This window comes from Janthinobacterium sp. GW822-FHT07H10 (assembly GCF_058798675.1).
In genome coordinates this window covers 1-17,266 of the sequence record NZ_JBXAKS010000027.1, presented here as the reverse complement: position 1 = coordinate 17,266, position 17,266 = coordinate 1, and the positions used below count along the sequence as shown (strand labels likewise).

12 protein-coding genes are annotated in these 17,266 nt (G+C 65.7%); 8 read left to right on the top strand and 4 right to left on the bottom strand.

What is annotated here, in order from left to right; all coding sequences use genetic code 11:
- The first annotated feature begins 197 nt into the window (after positions 1 to 197).
- Positions 198 to 1,199 carry a phosphate acetyltransferase gene (gene pta / locus AC1RDJ_RS28085; protein ID WP_493029409.1) on the top strand — a complete coding sequence of 334 codons (1,002 nt, stop codon included), beginning with the start codon at positions 198 to 200 and terminating at the stop codon, positions 1,197 to 1,199.
- Positions 1,189 to 1,965: a TSUP family transporter gene (locus tag AC1RDJ_RS28080; protein WP_493029408.1), complete on the top strand. Its 777-nt coding sequence runs from the start codon at positions 1,189 to 1,191 to the stop codon at positions 1,963 to 1,965. Before pta ends, AC1RDJ_RS28080 begins: the two co-directional genes overlap by 11 nt.
- Positions 1,966 to 1,967: 2 nt before the next feature.
- Here AC1RDJ_RS28080 and AC1RDJ_RS28075 read toward each other — a convergent pair whose 3' ends face one another.
- Positions 1,968 to 2,651 carry a response regulator transcription factor gene (locus tag AC1RDJ_RS28075; protein WP_493029407.1) on the bottom strand — a complete coding sequence of 228 codons (684 nt, stop codon included), beginning with the start codon at positions 2,649 to 2,651 and terminating at the stop codon, positions 1,968 to 1,970.
- Between the two features lie 81 nt (positions 2,652 to 2,732).
- Between AC1RDJ_RS28075 and AC1RDJ_RS28070 the strand changes: the two genes are divergently transcribed.
- The 6 genes from AC1RDJ_RS28070 (at position 2,733) to AC1RDJ_RS28045 (ending at position 13,345) form a co-directional block, all read left to right on the top strand.
- On the top strand, positions 2,733 to 4,733 hold the full coding sequence (locus AC1RDJ_RS28070; protein WP_493029406.1) for a sensor histidine kinase: 2,001 nt from the start codon (positions 2,733 to 2,735) through the stop codon (positions 4,731 to 4,733).
- A 272-nt stretch (positions 4,734 to 5,005) separates the two neighbouring features.
- The gene (locus AC1RDJ_RS28065; protein ID WP_493029405.1) at positions 5,006 to 8,389 is read left to right on the top strand and encodes a two-partner secretion domain-containing protein; all 3,384 of its coding nucleotides are present in this window, start codon (positions 5,006 to 5,008) and stop codon (positions 8,387 to 8,389) included.
- Positions 8,390 to 8,418: 29 nt separating this feature from the next.
- Positions 8,419 to 10,077, top strand: a complete 1,659-nt coding sequence (locus tag AC1RDJ_RS28060) for a ShlB/FhaC/HecB family hemolysin secretion/activation protein (RefSeq protein ID WP_493029404.1) — start codon at positions 8,419 to 8,421, stop codon at positions 10,075 to 10,077.
- Positions 10,078 to 10,395: 318 nt separating this feature from the next.
- Positions 10,396 to 11,283: an RNA ligase family protein gene (locus AC1RDJ_RS28055; protein ID WP_493029403.1), complete on the top strand. Its 888-nt coding sequence runs from the start codon at positions 10,396 to 10,398 to the stop codon at positions 11,281 to 11,283.
- Entirely contained in the window at positions 11,280 to 12,419 is a 1,140-nt protein-coding gene (locus AC1RDJ_RS28050) for an AAA family ATPase (protein ID WP_493029402.1), read from the top strand. Before AC1RDJ_RS28055 ends, AC1RDJ_RS28050 begins: the two co-directional genes overlap by 4 nt.
- Positions 12,420 to 12,652: 233 nt before the next feature.
- Positions 12,653 to 13,345, top strand: a complete 693-nt coding sequence (locus tag AC1RDJ_RS28045; RefSeq protein WP_289889146.1) for a choice-of-anchor E domain-containing protein — start codon at positions 12,653 to 12,655, stop codon at positions 13,343 to 13,345.
- On the opposite strand, the gene AC1RDJ_RS28040 is transcribed toward AC1RDJ_RS28045, so the two are convergent.
- The 3 genes from AC1RDJ_RS28040 to AC1RDJ_RS28030 all read right to left on the bottom strand — a co-directional run bounded on the left by AC1RDJ_RS28040 (position 13,346) and on the right by AC1RDJ_RS28030 (position 16,934).
- A complete protein-coding gene (locus AC1RDJ_RS28040; protein ID WP_493029400.1) occupies positions 13,346 to 15,079 on the bottom strand; it encodes a cobaltochelatase CobT-related protein in 1,734 nt (577 codons plus the stop codon).
- Positions 15,076 to 16,005 (bottom strand): AAA family ATPase, encoded by a 930-nt coding sequence (locus tag AC1RDJ_RS28035; protein ID WP_071324514.1) that lies wholly within the window; start codon positions 16,003 to 16,005, stop codon positions 15,076 to 15,078. Before AC1RDJ_RS28035 ends, AC1RDJ_RS28040 begins: the two co-directional genes overlap by 4 nt.
- 92 nt (positions 16,006 to 16,097) lie before the next feature.
- Entirely contained in the window at positions 16,098 to 16,934 is an 837-nt protein-coding gene (locus AC1RDJ_RS28030; RefSeq protein WP_442905831.1) for an IclR family transcriptional regulator, read from the bottom strand.
- Positions 16,935 to 17,266 lie beyond the last annotated feature (332 nt).

Below are 17,266 nucleotides of genomic sequence, written 5' to 3'. Positions count from 1 at the left end.
TGCACGCGCGAGCTGGGCGACCCGTTCCGCCGCGATGCGCTGAGCAAGCCTATCCGTCACCTGGACAAGTACAAAGACTACGTGTAATCCGTCGGCCCCTTCCTTGTATGACCCCGGCAATCGCGCCGGGTTTTGTATGCCGGAACCATCTTCCTGCTTCCGTGGTTCCGGCATTTTTTTACCGAATTGGAGTTTCCATGAAAGCCCTGCACCGCATCATCGCCCAGGCCCGCGCCGTGCCGAAAAACATCGTCTTGTGCGAGGGCGACGATGTGCGCGTGCTGCAGGCGGCCGCGCGCGCCGCTGCCGAAGGCCTGGCGCACATCACCATCGTCGGCAAGCCGGCCGCCATCCTGGCGCTGGCGCGCGAACACGGACTGGACCTGGACGCCGTGCGCCTGGTCGATCCGGCCGCCTCGAGCGAGGCGGAGCATTATGCCCAGCAATTGTTTGTGCTGCGTCAAGCCAAGGGCATGACGGTGGCGCAGGCGCGCATCGCCGTGCAGGACCCCCTGTGCTACGCCAACCTGATGGTGCGCCTGGGCGACGCCGACGGCTGCGTGGCAGGGGCCGTGCACACGACGGCCGACGTGGTGCGCAGCGCCATCCAGATCATCGGCGTCGACCCGGCCTTCAAGCTGGTCTCCAGCTTTTTCCTGATGATGCTATGCGAACCGTTCCACAGCCTGAAGGGCGGCTTCATCTTTTCCGACTGCGCCCTCGTCGTCGATCCGAAAGCGGAAGAGCTGGCCGACATCGCCATGGCCGCCGCCGACAGCGCGCAAGCGTTGCTGATGGAAGAGCCGCGGGTGGCCATGCTGTCGTTTTCCACCAGCGGCAGCGCCCACCACGCGGCCGTCGACAAGGTGCATGCGGCCACGGACCGGGTCAAGGCCCAGCGTCCGCTGCTGGCCATCGATGGCGACGTGCAGCTCGACGCGGCCATCGTGGCCGAGATTTCGCAGCGCAAGGTCAAGGATTCCGTCGTCAATGGCCGCGCCAACGTGCTGGTGTTCCCGAACCTGGACGCGGGCAATATCGGCTACAAGCTGGCCGAGCGCATGGGCGGCGCCGTCGCCATCGGACCCTTGCTGCAAGGCTTGAACAAGCCGGCCAACGACCTGTCGCGCGGCTGCAGCGCCGACGATGTCTACAACGTCATTGCGGTGACGGCCGTGCAGGCCCAGGGTGGACGCTGACTTTCTGTTCAGCTTGCCCGTGCTGGCGCTGCTGGGCGTGGTGGCGGCGGGCACGTATTTCCAGACCGTGACGGGGTTCGGACTGGGCATGATCGTCATGGGCGTGGCCAGCGGACTGGGCCTGGCGCCCGTGCCCGCGCTGGCGGCCCTCGTCAGCCTGCTGTCGCTGGCCAATTGCCTGGTGGCCTTGCCGGGCGCCTTGCACCACCTGGACTGGCGCGCCATCCGCGCGGCCAGCATCGGCTTGCTGCCGGCCATGGCGGCCGGCGTCCTGCTACTGGGCTATCTGGACCAGGCGTATGCGCCCTTGCTGAAGCTGCTGCTGGGTGCTGCCATCGTGTATGGCGGCGTCAGCATCTTGCTGCAGGCGCCGCCGGGACCCGGTGCGGCCGACAGGCGCAGTTTCTTCATCAGCGGCGTGTGCGGCGGCCTGTTCTCAGGCCTGTTTTCGCTGGCGGGGCCGCCGCTCGTGTATCAGTTCTATCGCCAGGAAATGAGCCTGACCACCATCCGCTACAGCCTGATCTTCCTGTTCGCCATCAGCGCGGGCGGGCGCTCGCTGATGGCGGGCAGCCAGGGCCAGCTCGACGCGAAGGTCTTGCTGCTGTGCATGCTGGCCCTGCCCGTGGGCGTGCTGGCCACGATGGCCGGCAAGCGCTACCCGCCGCCGATCGCCCAGCGCGGCATGCGCCGCATCGCGTTTGCCGTGCTGACCTTGATCGGCATTTCGCTGATGACGGCGGCCGTGCCACAGCTACTGGCCTAGGCTCAGGGCCGGACCGCCGCGTCGGCGAAGAAACGGTAGCCCGCATTGCGCGCCGTGTTGATGGGCAAGGGCAGTCCCGTGGCTTGCTCCGTCTTGCGGCGCAGGCGGCGGATTTGCGTATCGAGGCGGCGCTGGTCGTAATCGAGGTAATCCTCGCCCAGCGACTGCACGATTTGCTGGCGGCTGACGATGCGTTCCGGCTCGGCCATCAGCACCCGCAGCACGGTGGCATCTTGTTGTGATAGCGCAATGGCGCTGCAACCTGGCGGCAACAGCCGGCGCGGCCCCAGTTCGAGTATCCAGGTGGCCGGCGCCGACGGCTCGCCCAGGCGCCGCTGCAAGGCAAGCAGGGTGGCGGCCAGTTCGTCGAGGTCCGTGCTCTTGGGCAGGTAGTAATCGGCGCCGCCGCTCAATCCCTTGATCTTGTCCGGCGTGGTGCCGCGCGCCGTAAACACGAGGATGCCAAGCTGCGGGTCTTGCGCGCGGAGGGTTCTGACCAGTTCCATGCCATCGCCATCGGGCAGGCCCAGGTCGATGACGGCGATGTGGTGCCGCGCGGTCTGGTAGCAGGCATGAAAGCCGGCCAGGTCGGCGACGGTGCTCACGCGGTAGCCGCAGTCGCCGAGAAACTCGGCCAGTTCCTGGCGCAGCACGGCTTCGTCTTCAAGCAGAATAAGGTTCAACATGGCGCAAGGATAACCGATCGCCCCGGCGGCGTGAAGGCGGCTTGATGGTCGCTTGATCTGCCTGTGGTAAGCTGCGCCGCCATGCAAATCCTGCTCGCCATCTTCCTGTTTTTCGCCGCCCTCCACCCTCTTGCCGGATGGGCCGCGCCTGCGCCTCTGGTGCTGCCGGCCGGCGCGCAAAAGGTGACGGCCAGCGGCCACCTGCGCATGCTGGCTGACCCCGGCGGCAAGCTGGATCCCGATGCGGCCCTGCATGCGGCTGGCTGGCGGGCCTTGCCTGCCGCCGTCAGCGCCGGCTACACGGACGACGCCATCTGGCTGCGCCTGGACGTGGTGCGCGCGGCGGCATCGCCCGACGAATGGGTGTTGCGTTTTAGCAACGCCGTGCTCGACGATGTGCGCCTGTACCGGCTCGACGGCGAGGGGCGCTGGGCGCTGCAAACGGCGGGCGCGGACGTGCCGCGCGCCGCCTGGCCCGTCGATGCGCGCCAGGTCGTGTTTCCCTTGCGCCTGCAGGCGGGCGCGGACGAACAGTGGCTGGTGCGCCTGCACAGCAAGAAAGCCATGTCGACGGAACTGACCCTGTGGCCGCGCGCGGCCTTCGATGAGTCGTCGCGCCGCGAATACCTGTATTACGGCTTGCAGTTCGGCAGCTATCTGTTGCTGATCCTGTTTCACATCTTCTTCTGGCGCATGACGCGGGAAGCCCACAGTGGCTGGTATTTGCTGTATGTGCTGAGCAATGCCACCACGGAAGCGCTGACGATCGCCATTCCGCAGCAGATCTTCAGCATGCCGAACTGGCTTTCCGATCCCATGTTGGGCGTGTCGATGGCGGCGTCCATCGCCGTCGGTACCCGTTTCTCCATCTTGCAGCTGGAATTGTCCGCCCTGTATCCGCGCTTCAGCCGCGGCGTGATGGGCGCCACGGCCGCCGCCGCCCTGACCGGGGCCCTGCTGGTGCTGTGCGGCCGCTACGCCGCCGGCGTGCTGGTGGTGCAGGGCGCGGCGCTGCCGCTGATCGCTGTCTTCATCGCGCTGGCTAGCTGGCTGGCCTTGCGCGGCCACCGCCCGGCGCGCGCCTTCCTGCTGATATTCGGCATTTTTTACGCGGGCGTGCTGGTCAGCTTCCTGCGCAATATGGGCGTGCTGCCGCCCAATTTCTGGACCAACCACGCCGCTACCCTGGGGGCGTTCGTGCACATGATGCTGATGAGCTTGCGCTTGAACCGGCGCTACGCGGAACTGCGCCGCGCCAAGGACCTGGCGCAGGCACAGGCCGTGCGGGCCGTGCGGGCGCTCAACGAGCGGCTGGAAGAACAGGTGGCGCTGCGCACGGCCGCCCTGCGGCAGGAAATCGGCCGGCGCGCCGCGCTCGAAGGCGAGTTGCGCGCGGCGCTAGAGGTGGAAACGCGCACCCGCGAAGAGCAGCAGGATTTCGTGGCCATGGTATCGCATGAATTCCACACGCCTTTGGCCATCATCAATACGACGGCCCAGCAAATTGCCCGCAATCCTGGCGCCGTGTGGGACAAGACCCTGCAGCGCTGCCAGAACCTGCGCGAGGCCAGCGGCCGCATGGCCGCCCTCGTCGATGAATACCTGAGCGCCGACCGCATGGAAACGAGCGCGGCCACTTTCCGTCCCCAGCACTGCGATCCACGCGTGCTGCTCGAGACCGTGCTGGCCGAATGGCCGGCCGGCAGGGTGGAGGCCAGCATGCGGGACTTGCCGGCGCGCCTGCAATGCGATCCCGGCCTGCTGCGCGTGGCGCTGCGCAACCTGCTTAGCAATGCTGACCGGCACGCGCCGCAGGCGCAAGCCATACGCTTCGACGCGGCCATGCCCGCCGATGGCGGCATCCAGTTTACCGTCAGCAATGATGGCGACGCGCTGCCCGTCGATGAAATCCCCCGCCTGTTCCAGAAATACTTCCGTGGCCGCATCGCCCAGCACAAGCCTGGCGCCGGGCTGGGCCTGTACCTGGTGCGGCGTATCGCCGAACTGCACGGCGGCCAGGTGACGCTGGAGCGCACGGGCAGCGACGGCATCGTCAGCTTTTCCATGCGCCTGCCAGCCTAGCCTCGGCGCGCATATTCCCGACTGAATCGCTCGGGAATTGCTCAGGTTTGCTCACTTATAAATCTGCAATTCTTGTTATATTTCCCCCAAGAAATTTCTGTAGCTTTTAGCCACGACTGTGTAGCGAAATGCAACAGAAATGGCGCCAGGGACAGAGGGCTGCCGCATCGCGCATGTCCAGCCGCTTTCTCGCCCGCCGGCGCTGCCCCTCCCGGGTGAGGGAGGGCTCGCGCGCGGCTGCGCCCCCATCCACAATGACAAGGATACACAGCATGCACCGTCACGCTTCACTGAATCATATTTACCGGCTCGTCTGGAGCCACGTCCTGAATGCCTGGGTTGCCGTCGCCGAGACGTCGCGCGGACGCGGCAAGGGCGCGCGCCGCAAGCTGGCCGCCGCCGTGGCCGCCATCGGCGCGCTGGCGCTGGGCGGACCCGCCTGTGCCGGTCCCACGGGCGGCCAGGTGGTGGCGGGCACGGCCACCATCAGCCAGTCCGGCACCACCACGACGGTGCAGCAGGCGAGCCAGCAGGCCACGCTGAACTGGTCCAGCTTCAATGTCGGCAGCAAGGAAAGCGTGAACTTCGTCCAGCCTTCGTCCAGCGCGCTGGCCGTCAACCGCATCCTCGACAGCAATGGCTCGCAGATCCTCGGCCGCCTGAACGCGAATGGCCAGGTGTACCTGATCAACCCGAACGGCATCCTGTTTGGCCGCACTGCCCAGGTCAACGTGGGCGGCCTGGTGGCGTCAACCCTGGATGTGGACAGCGCGAGTTTGCGCAGCAACAAGCATGTCTTCAACGGCAAGGGCGGCGGCAGCATCGTCAATGACGGCACGATACGCGTGGCGGACGGCGGCTACGTGGCCTTGATTGCCGCCCGCATCGTCAACAGCGGCACGCTCGCCGCGCGCGCCGGCAGCGTGCTGATGGGCGCCGGCAGCCAGGTCACGCTGGACGTGGGCGGCCCCGTCAAGCTGCAAGTGACGCAGGGCGCGCTCGACACGCTGATCGAAAATGGCGGCGCGATCCAGGCCGACGGCGGCCGGGTGTTCCTGACGGCCAAGGCGGCAGGCGAACTGGCGTCAAGCGTCATCAACAATACGGGCGTGATCGAGGCGCGCACGCTGGCCACGGGCGAACGGGGCCAGATCGTGCTGCTGGGCGACATGGACAAGGGCAGCGTCAGGGTGGCAGGCGTGCTCGACGCCAGCGCGCCGCAGGGCGGCGACGGCGGTTTCATCGAAACCAGTGCAAACCGGGTCGCAATCGACGCCGCGCGGGTCAGCACGGCCGCGCCGCGCGGAGCGACCGGCACCTGGCTGATCGATCCGAACGACTTCACGGTGGCTGCCAGCGGCGGCAACATGACGGGGGCCGAGGTGTCGAATGCCCTGGCCAGCAACAATTTCGCCATCATGACCAGCAGCATGGGCACGACGGGCGGCAATGGCGACATCCACGTGAACGACGCCATCGCGTGGTCGGCCAACAAGCTCAGCCTGATTGCCGAGCGCAACATCAACATCAACGCGAACCTGAACGCGACGGGCAGCGGCTCGCTGGCTTACCAGTATGGCCAGGGCACGGCCGACGGCGCAGGCAGCGGCTACAAGGTGGCGGCCGGCGTGGCCGTGAATATCCCGGCATCCGGCGCCTTCACCTGGCAAAAAGGCAGCGCCGGCAAGGTGAACAACCTGGTGCTGGACAATGGCAAGGTGCGCTTCGGCGATGGCAGCCAGGATTCCTTTACGGCCGATGGCCTCCTGAAAACCCCGTTTTATTTTGACAATACCAGTCCTGGCCGCAATGGCTGGTTCCAGCTGACCCTGGGCCGGCCCTTCGAGTTTGCCGTGGCGGCAGGCGGCAATGGCGGCACGTCGTGGAATGCGAATGGCGAGCTGCTGATCGCCAATGGCATGGGCGGCGGCATGGGCGGCATGCCCGGCATGGGCGGCGGCGACTATGCGGCGGCGCTGAGCAACCGTTCCCTGAATATCGCCGGCTACCAGGAGGGGCAGGGCACGGTGGTGACGTCGGGCACGCTGACTTTCCGCACCCTGAACCAGTCGGCCCGCGTCACGCATACCTATGCCTTGAAGGCGGGCGATTCCTTCGTCAACATGGATAGCCGGCTCACCAACCTGAGCGATACGCCCTTGACCAATGTGCGCATGTGGCTGGGCACGGGCGATGACTACATCGGCGCTTCCGACGCCAATTACAAGACCAAGGGCAATATCGTCTCTGGCGCATTTGCGCCATTGAGCGATGGCAAGAATGCGTCGAATGCCATCATGGTGACGGAAACGGACAGCACGACGAGCGGCTCGGCCATCCTGTTCTATTCCACGACGGCGGGCGTCGATACCGTGCACAGCCGGTGCTGCGTCTTCGCGAATGCCATCAACCAGGATCCCCGCACCACCGCCGTGGCCTCGGGCCGGACGGACGGCAGCTACGCCATGTTCCTGCGCGCGGCCGACCTGGCCCCGGGACAGAGCGGCGGCATGTCCGTCTACTATGCGGCCGCGCCCGTGGCCCAGCTGAAGGATGCCATTACCTCGGTCGACAATGCGGCCGGCAATGCGTCCAAGCCCGTCTACATCCGCCTGGCCCCGGGCAGCAGTGTGTATGGCGACGTGCCCGTCTTTCACTATGCGCTGTACGACGCCCTGAGCGGCGGCCTGCTGGTCACCGACGCCAGCGCCAGCGGCACCATTTCCTGGCTGGGGGCGCCTACCGCCACCTCGTCGGCCGGGGTCTACACGATCACCTATGACACGGGCCTGGTGCTGGGCAAGACGGGCTATACGCTGACGCCGGGCGGCCCCGTGTACTGGACGGTGACGCCGCGCGCGCTGGACGTCGCCGTCAGCAAGACGTATGACGGCAGCGCCACCTTCAATGCCGGCTTCGTCCTGTCGGGACTGGTCAATGGCGACAGCGCGCCCACCGTCAGCGGCACGGCCCGCGTCAGCGGCAGCAGCGCCGGGCGCTACAGCCGCTTCGACGCCAGCACCTTGAGCCTGTCGAACGGCAACTATGTGCTGAACACGGACAGTGCCAGCGCAAGCATCGCCGCGCGCCCCATCGTTGTGACGGCCGATGCGAAAAGCAAGGCCTATGGCAATGCCGACCCCAGCCTGACGTACCAGGTCACGGATGGCAGCCTGGTGGCCGGCGACAGCCTGGCCGGCGTGCTGCGCCGTGCCGCGGGAGAGAGCGTGGGCAGCTACGCCATCGACGCTTCCGGCTTGAGCAACGGCAACTATGTGATCACGGCGCGCAATGGCAGCCTGAAGATCGAGACGGATCCGGCACTGGAGAACGCGATCCGCCTTGCGCGGCGCCAGGTCACCACGGGCACCAACGACGTGGCGGCAGGAACGACGGCTTACGCGGCGGGACCGGCCGTGCCTGGCGTGGCAGGGCAGGGTGCTGCCGGCGCGGCGCCCGCTGGTGGCGCCACCATCGCCGGTGGACTGCTGCTCGTCCCCGTGGCCGACGCGGCGCAGCCTGCGCCGGCGGCCGCTGGCACGCTGCTGGCCGCCGCGGGCGGTACCGATAGTGCGGGCTATACGCGCATCCTCGTCGTCAACGGTGGCATACGCCAGGCTCCGGTAGTCCCGGTGGCGGAAAGCGCCGCGCAATGAAGGCACTGACTCAACAAATAAAAGCATCCATGAAAAAACATCCACATCCACAGGCGACGCGCCTTGCCCTGGCGCTGGGCCTGGCCTTCCTGCCGTTTGCCGCGCACGCGCAAGTTCCACCTGATGCGGGGCAAACCCTGCGGCAGTTGCAGGCGCCGCTGGCGCCGCCGCGCGACAGCCAGCCATTGACGATACAGGCGCCGCTCGACGCGGCACCGGTGGCGCCCGGCGGGCCGGCCGTGACGCTGCGTTCCGTGACGCTGGCGGGCAATTCCGTGTTCAGCCAGGAGGCGCTGCGCGCGGCGCTGGGCGAGGTAACGGGCACGACGTTTGACCTGGCCGGCCTGCGCGGCCTGGCCGGGCGCCTCAGCGCGTTTTACCATGCCGGCGGCTATCCGTTTGCCCGCGCCATCGTGCCGCCGCAAGGCCTCGAGCACGGCGAGCTGCGCATCGACATCATCGAGGGACGCTACGGCGTGGTTCGGGCGGAAGGTGAAGATGCCGCGCTTGCGCGGCAGGCGACAGCCTTCCTTGGCAACTTGCAACCAGGCAGCGTGATCGCCAGCGCCCCGCTCGAACGTGCCGCCTTGCTGCTCGATGACTTGCCCGGCATCGTGGCCAGCGCCACGATGCGTCCGGGCGAGCAGGCGGGCACGGGCGACCTGATCGTCCAGGTGGCGCGCGAGCGGCGCATCAGCGGCGATATCGGCCTGGACAACGCCGGCAGCCGCTACACGGGGAAAAACCGGCTGCGGGCGAATATCGATATCAACAGTCCCTTCCTGCTGGGCGACCAGATCAGCGTGCGGGCCCTGCTCAGCGAGGAAGAGTTATGGCTTGGTTCGCTTGGCTACAGCCTGCCCCTGGGTACTTCGGGCTTGCGCGGCAATGTGGCGTATTCGCACACCAGCTATGTGCTGGCGAAGGAATTTGCCAGCCTGCATGCGAATGGCACGGCCAAGGTGGCAAGCGCCGGCCTCAGCTATCCCATCCTGCGCTCGCAACAGGCGAACCTGACCCTGATCGCCACCTACCAGTCGAAGCACCTGCAGGATAACCGCGACAGCACGGCCACCTATGAAAGCAAGTCGAGCAAGTCGCTGCCCGTGGCCCTGCAGTTCGATTACCGCGACGCCTGGGATGGCGTGACGTATGGCAGCGTGAGCTGGACGCCGGGCAAGCTGAAGCTCGATGCGGGCCTGGCCGCCGTCGATGCCTACGGCACCAGGGGCAGCTTTCATAAGTTCAACCTCGATGTCGTGCGCCTGCAATCCTTGCCTGCCGGCTTCAGCCTGATGGCCCATGTGGGCTGGCAGCAGGCGGACGGTAACCTGGACTCCTCGGAAAAGCTGAGCCTGGGCGGCGCCAGCGGCGTGCGCGCCTATCCATCGGGCGAAGCCACGGGCGACGAGGGCGGCCTGGCGCAGCTGGAACTGCGCTACGGCGCCGGCGCCTTCACGCCGTATGCGTTCATGGATGCGGGGCGCGTCACGCTCAACGCCAAGCCCGTGGTGGCCGGCGATAACCGGCGCAGCCTGCGCGGCGGCGGCCTGGGCTTGCGCTACCAGCACCAGGCGTGGAGCGTGGATGCGGCCCTGGCCTGGCGCACGGTGGGCGGCCGGCCGCAATCGGAGGCGAACAGCGATCCCAGGCCGCGCGTGTGGCTGAACCTCGAGTACCGCTTCTAGACGGCGCACTGCAAGGCGCACGATTGAAACGTGCGCCTTGCAAAATAATCAAACAGCCGTTATATTCCCCGTTCTTTCTCGAACCCCTTCCTTATTGGAGCCAAAAGTGCCTCGCTTCTTCGCCATCACCTGCTAACGCTGACGAAATGCTCTCTGCAGCATCGTTCGGCGCGTTGACGCCCCCGATTGCTGCGGCACTGTTTTTGCTCCATCCGCACACGTATCCAGGACCACCGTCCTGATCGTCCACGCCCGAACACGTCGTCAGCACCCCTGACCCTGTATGGACACGCCCCGGTGAACGCGGCGTGGGACGCTATGTTTTTACAATCTCTGCCCTTATTCAAATACCCGCGCACGCCGCACCTGGAAGGCTCGCGCCTGCAGGACGGCGACGACGCTGCCGACCAGATGCCCCTGAAAAAGCTGGCCGGCCTCTACGTCGTCATCGAGGAAAAAATCGATGGCGCCAACGCGGCCGTGTCGTTCAGCGACGCGGGCGACGTGCTGCTGCAGTCGCGCGGCCACTACCTGGTGGGCGGCGGCAGCGAACGCCAGTTCAACCTGTTGAAACCGTGGGCGCATGCGCACGAACACGCCTTGCTGCATCTGCTGGAAGATCAGTATGTGCTGTTTGGCGAATGGGCTTACAGCAAGCATTCCGTGTTTTACGACCGCCTGCCCCATTACTTCAACGAGTTCGACGTGTATTGCCGCCGCACCCAGACCTTCCTGTCGACGGCGCGCCGCCACGCCATGCTGGCCGGCTCGCCCGTGCTGTCCGTCCCCGTGCTGTATGCGGGAACGATGCCCACGGCGCCGAAACAGCTGTGGCAGCTGCTGCGCCACTCGCTGGCCAAGTCCCGGCTGTGGCGCGAGGCGTTTGACCACGTGGTGGCGCGCGAGCGCCTGCCGCCGGACCTGTGCTGGAAGCAGACGGACAAGTCCGACCACGCGGAAGGCCTGTACCTGAAGGTGGAAGACGACACGCAAGTGCTGGCCCGCTACAAGCTGGTGCGCCATGACTTTACGCAAACCATCCTCGACAGCGGTTCGCACCACAGCACGCGGCCCCTGATCCCGAACCAGCTGGCCGACGGCGTCGACCTGTACGCGCCGCAGCCGCTCGTCACGTGGGAGGGCCTGGGCCTGCACACCTGCCGTTCGCTCGATGAGCTGGCAGTATTTTCAAGGAGTACAAAATGAACTGGAAACAGTTACAACAGCTGGTGCCCATGGCGGGCCAGTCGCCCGACCTTGCCGCCTGCCTGGCCGCCTTCCCGCAGCTGGAACTGGCGAAGACGACGCCGCAAAATCCCGTCTACCACGCGGAAGGCGATGTGTGGACGCATACGGTGATGGTGGTGGAATCGCTGCTGGCCATGCCCGATTACCAGGCCGCCACGCGGGCGGAACAGGAAATCGTCTTCCTGGCCGCCCTGCTGCACGACGTGGCCAAGTGCAGTACCACCGTGATCGACCCGGCAACGGGCGCCATCGGCCAGCCCGGCCACTCGCGCAAGGGCGCCCTCGATGCGCGCATCGCCCTGTGGGATGGCGACGTGCCGTTTGCCGTGCGCGAGGAAATCTGCCGCCTGATCAATGTGCATCAGGTTCCCTTCTTTGCGCTGGAGCCATCGCGGCGCGGCGTCACGCCCGAGTTCACCGTGCGCGAACTGTCGTGGCAAGTCGATATCCGGTTGCTGGCCATGCTGGCCGAGGCCGATATCCGCGGGCGCATCTGCCCCGATCCGCAGCGCATACTCGACGCCATCGAGCTGTTCCGCGAACTGGCGCGCGAGGAAGGCTGCTATGGCCAGCGGCGCGCCTTCGTCGACGATCACACGCGCGTGAAGTATTTTCGCGGCGCCGAGGCGCATCCCGATTACCCGCTGTTCCAGGAGCCGGGTTCGCACGTGATCGTCATGTCGGGCTTGCCCGCCTCGGGCAAGAATACCTGGGTGGAGCAGCACCATCCGCGCCTGCCCGTCGTCTCCTTCGACGATGCGCGGATGGCCTTGGGCTTGAAGCATGGCAAGAACGAGGGACAGGTGGGCGACTATGCTGAAGAGCGGGCGCGAGAACTGCTGCGCCGTGGCGAGCCGTTCGTGTGGAACGCCACGCATTTGTCCCGCCTGATGCGCGAAAAGACGCTCAACCTGCTCTACAAATACCATGCGCAGGTGGAACTCGTGTACCTGGAGCAGCCGCGCAAGGAATTACTTAGGCGCAACGGCCAGCGCGACACCTCGCTCAGCAACAAGAAGCTGCAAGCGATGCTGTGGAACTGGGAAATCCCCTTGCCGATGGAGGCGCATGCCGTGCGTTACTGCGTCGCTTGAGGCGCGGTGGAAACGGTGTGTTCCCCGGTTTTTCATAAGGATATAAGCAATCAAAATAATAATATTTATTTTTAAAATTGCAACAAACTGAGTATATTGCGATTCTTTCATTTATTACAATGGATTGCCTGGAGCGCTGAACGGCCGGGCTGTGGCGCGGGGGTTTCCCTCGCGTTTCCTGAGTGAATCACCGGGTGATCCACTCTTCCTCTTTGAATGAATTGGAGTCCTCAATGCAAAAATCCCTGATCGCACTGGCCGCGGCGGCCATGCTTGGCCTGGGCGCCATGTCTTCCGCCCAGGCGGCTACTGAAACCATCACCTTTACCGCCGAGCGCGCGCTGGGTGCCACCAACTGGGCTGACACCTTGGGCTTGGGCAAGTTCGACAGCAATCTGGGGACCTTGACCTCGATCAAGTTCCACCTGGAAGGCGCCGTGCAGGGCAGCGGCAAGGCGGAAAGCCTGGACGCCAGCGCCTCCGACGTGACGCTGAGCCTGGCGTCGCTGCTGACCTTGTACCGTCCCGACAATTCCACCTTGCTGGTGGCCAACCCGCTGTTCACGCAGACGTTTGCCCTGAGCGCCTTCGATGGCAGCATCGACTTTGCCGGCACGTCGGGCGCCAATACGGGACCCCGGTCGAGCACGGGTTCGAATGGCTATACGAGCGCCAGCGCCAGCGATTTCGCCCTGTTTTCCTCGGCGGGCGGCGGCTTGATCCAGCTGGGCCTGAACGCCATCGGTTCCTCGACGGGCAGCGGCTCCGGCAATTTGCTGACGCAGTTCCAGACGGCCGCCTCGGGCCGCGTGGCAGTGACGTATGAATACGTCAGCGCCGTGCCGGAACCGGAAACCTATGTGATGCTGCTGACGGGGCTGGCGCTGGCCGGCGTGATGGCGCGCCGTCGCAAATCCACAGTGTGATCAGCGCCGTGCCCGCCCGGCGATCAGCTGGGCGATCTCGCTGAACAGTTCATTGTTCAGCGAGGCGGGCAGGGTGGTGGCCAGGCTGCGGCTGTAGTAGGCGCCCAGGTCCAGTCCCAGGCCCAGCCCGCAAATCTCGATGGCGCCCTGCGCCTCGCGGCGCGCCACCACCTGTTTCAAGTGCTGGGCCAGGTAAAACTCGTCGTTGGCCAGATTCGTGGCCGTATCCATCGGACAACCGTCGGACACGACGAGCAGGATGCGCCGCCGTTCCGGGCGCGCCAGCATGCGCGTGCATGCCCACTCCACGGCTTCGCCATCGACGCCTTCGCGGTACAAGTCCGCTTTCAGCAGGGCCGCGATATCGGGCCGCGCGCGGCGCCAGCTGGTGTCGCCCCCCTTGAAGACCATGTGCACGAGTTCATTCAGGCGGCCCGGATTGGCGGGCGAGCGGGCGCGCATCCAGTCGCGTTTCACCCGCCCGCCGTTCCACGCGCCCGTCGTAAAACCCAGCAATTCCGTCGTGACGCCGGCCTGGTCCAGCGCGCGCAGCAGCATGTCGAGCAGCACGGCCACGGATTCTGCATGCGTCTTCATGGAGCCGGAGCAGTCGACGAGAAAGGTGACGAGACAATCGGCTTGCGGCAGGAATTGTTCCTTGCGGAACAGGCGGCGTTCCGATGGCGAACTGATCAGTTGCGCCAGGCGGCGGCCGTCCAGATAGCCTTCCTCTTCGCCGAACGACCAGCCTGCGCGCTGCGGCAGGGCCAGCAGATGGGTAAAGCGCCGCGCCAGGCGGGCCGTGTTGATGCCCAGGCTGGCGATGCGCGCATCCATGCGTTCGCGGTATTCGAGCAGCAGGGCGCGGCGCACCAGTTCGCCCGCGTTTTCCTCGCGGTCGTACGCCGTCGAATAAGCCCGATAAGCGCCATCGCCGTCGCTGAAGGCGCGGCTCTCGCCCAGCGGGGCGGCGTCAGGGAGATGATCGTTGTCGCTGTCGAAATCGAGCAGCAGCTTGAAGGCCGCCTGCGCCCTGGCGTCGCCCGCCTCGTCCTGCTGGCCATCGCGCGCCGCCTGCGCATCCTGCAGCATGGCGTCGACGGCGTGGGCGATGGCCAGCGCGTGGCGCGCATAGGTGGCCTGGTGCGCGCGGTGCCGGCGCAGGCCGGCCAGGTCGCCGCTCAGCTGCGACGAGATGGACCAGCGCGTCGCTTCGATGAAATCTTCCGTCTTTTCCAGCACGGCCCGCGCCGTCAGGCGCGACCAGCACATCTGGAACACCGTGTACAGGAGCAAGCCCGCAGTACCTTCGGCCAGGCCGGAATCGTAGAACGCGTGCGACCAGGCCGTGAAGCGGTGGCGCAGGTTCTCGATCACGCCCGCGTGCTGCTCTGGCGCCAGCGTTTCCACCCGTAACTGTTCCAGCAGCTCGAAGACGAGGCGCGCCACGGGTGCTGGCGGACACAGCGACTTGTGCAGGGCCGTATCCGTATGCAGCAGGCGCAGGGCCACGCTGTCGGCCGCGCCGCGCAAGGACGGTAAATCCTGTAGCGCGGCATCGGCCTGCAAATGGGCCGCGTGGATGGGCAGGGGGCGGTGGCCGTCGTGCAGGCGCCGGCCCCGGTAGCGGATGGAGGCAACGCCGCTGACGGCGCGGATGGCGCCCGCGCACAGTTCATCGGTTGCCTGCTGCTCGCGCGTGTAGGCTGCAGGCTGGGACTCGGGCACGCTCATGGCGCCGTCGCCAGCAATTCCTCATTGAAACAGCGCTGGTAGTACTCGGCCACCATGGGCCGCTCGGCCTCGTCGCATTTGTTGAGGAAGGACAGGCGGAAGGCCAGGGCCGGGTCGCGGAAGATCTGGCAATTCTCGGCCCACGTAATCACCGTGCGCGGCGACATCAGGCAAGACAGGTCGCCCGCCGCATAGCCCTTGCGCGTGAGGTCGGCCACGGCCACCATGCTGGCCGCCAGCTGGCGGCCCGCCTCGTCATTCATGGCGGGAACCCTGGCCAGCACGATGTCCGTTTCCTCGGCCTGCGGCAGATAGTTCAAGGTGGCAACGATATTCCAGCGGTCGATCTGCGCGTGGTTGAGCACCTGCGTGCCGTGGTACATGCCGTTCAAATTGCCCAGGCCCACCGTATTCGAGGTGGCGAACAGGCGGAAGTGCGGGTGCGGCGTGATGACGCGGTTCTGGTCGAGCAGGGTGAATTTGCCGTCGCGTTCGAGGATGCGCTGGATGACGAACATCACGTCGGGGCGGCCCGCATCGTATTCGTCGAAGATCAGGGCCACGGGGCGCTGCAAGGACCAGGGCACGATGCCTTCCTGGAATTCCGTCACCTGCTGCTGCTCGCGCAGCACGATGGCGTCCTTGCCGACCAGGTCCAGGCGGCTGATGTGGCCATCGAGGTTGACGCGCACGCAGGGCCAGTTCAGGCGCGCCGCCACCTGCTCGATATGCGTGGACTTGCCCGTGCCGTGCAAGCCTTGCACCATCACGCGGCGGTTGTGCGTGAAACCGGCCAGTATCGCCAGGGTCACATCCTTGTTGAAGCGGTAGGCGGGGTCGATGTCGGGCACGTGCGGGTCGCGCTCCGTGAAGACGGGCACGAGCAGGTCGCTGTCGATATGAAACAGGCTGCGCACCGATTGCATGCTGTGCGGGGCTTGCGCCGCTGCGGGGGGATGTTGGCGTGAATCTGGCACCTTGTTCTCCTGGTCAAACCGCAGCGTGGGCGCCGCGGCGTTTATGAATTACCGGCTTGCAATGCTTCGCTGTCGCCACCGGTCGTCGGCATGGTTTCCGATTCGATGGCGGCCAATGCCTGCGCGGCGCGCTGCAATGCTGGCAAGAAATGTAAAGCCTTGTCGTGCGTCAAACGGATGATGGGCGCCTGGATCGCCACGGCCAGGTTCGAGCGGCCATTCGGGTTCGGCACCAGCACGGCCACGCACAGCAGGCCGGGCAGGAATTCCTCGTCGTCCAGCGCATAGCCATTGCGACGCACCACTTCCAGTTCGCGTTCGAGCTTGACGGGGTCCGTCTCCGTCTTGTCCGTAAAGCGCGTCAATTCCATGTGGCCCAGCAGGCGGCGCCGTTGCACGGGCGTCATTTGCGCCAGGAACAGCTTGCCGCTCGACGAGCAGTGGGCCGGCACGCGCGAGCCGGGATGCAGATAGAAGCGCAGCGGTGCCGCCGTTTCCACGCGGTCCAGGTACACCACTTCGCTGCCGCTGAAGGCCGTCAGGTTGCAGCTTTCGCCCACTTCCTCGACCAGCTGGCGCAAGACCATGCGGCGGGCGCCGTGGAAAGTATTGTTAATCAGCAGGTTCGACGCCAGCCGGCGCAGGCGCACGCCCGTGCTGTAGTGGCGGCCATCGCTTTCGCGCTGCAGCACGCCCACGCTTTCCAGCTGTTGCAGCATGCGGTGCAAGGTGGGCTTCGGCAGGCCCGTTTCTTCCACCAGCGCTTGCAGCGACAGCAGCTGGTCTTTCTCGGCAATCACTTCCAGCAAGGCAAACAAACGCATCGTGGGCGTGTCGCCTTCCAGTTTTTCTGGCTCAAGTTTTGGGGATGAAATCATGTCCATGGTGGCCTCGGTTGGGTATCTGTGTGTTATTTCATTTTCGAACTCAAATTGTACCGTTTCCTCGAAATTCTGTTTGACTTTTGATTGCTGAACGCTTAAATTGAATTGTATATCAAATTTCGGAACAAAATATACCGATTTTTGATAAATAAGTTGATCACTTCAACAGCCTCAATCACCACAGACCAGGAGACACCCATGAATGACATGACCGAGCAAAAAGCCGCCGCCGCAGCGGCCACCCCCACCGGCCCGCAAAAGATGACGCCGTCCGAAGCGTTCGTGGAAACCCTGGCCGCCAATGGCGTGACCGACATGTTCGGCAT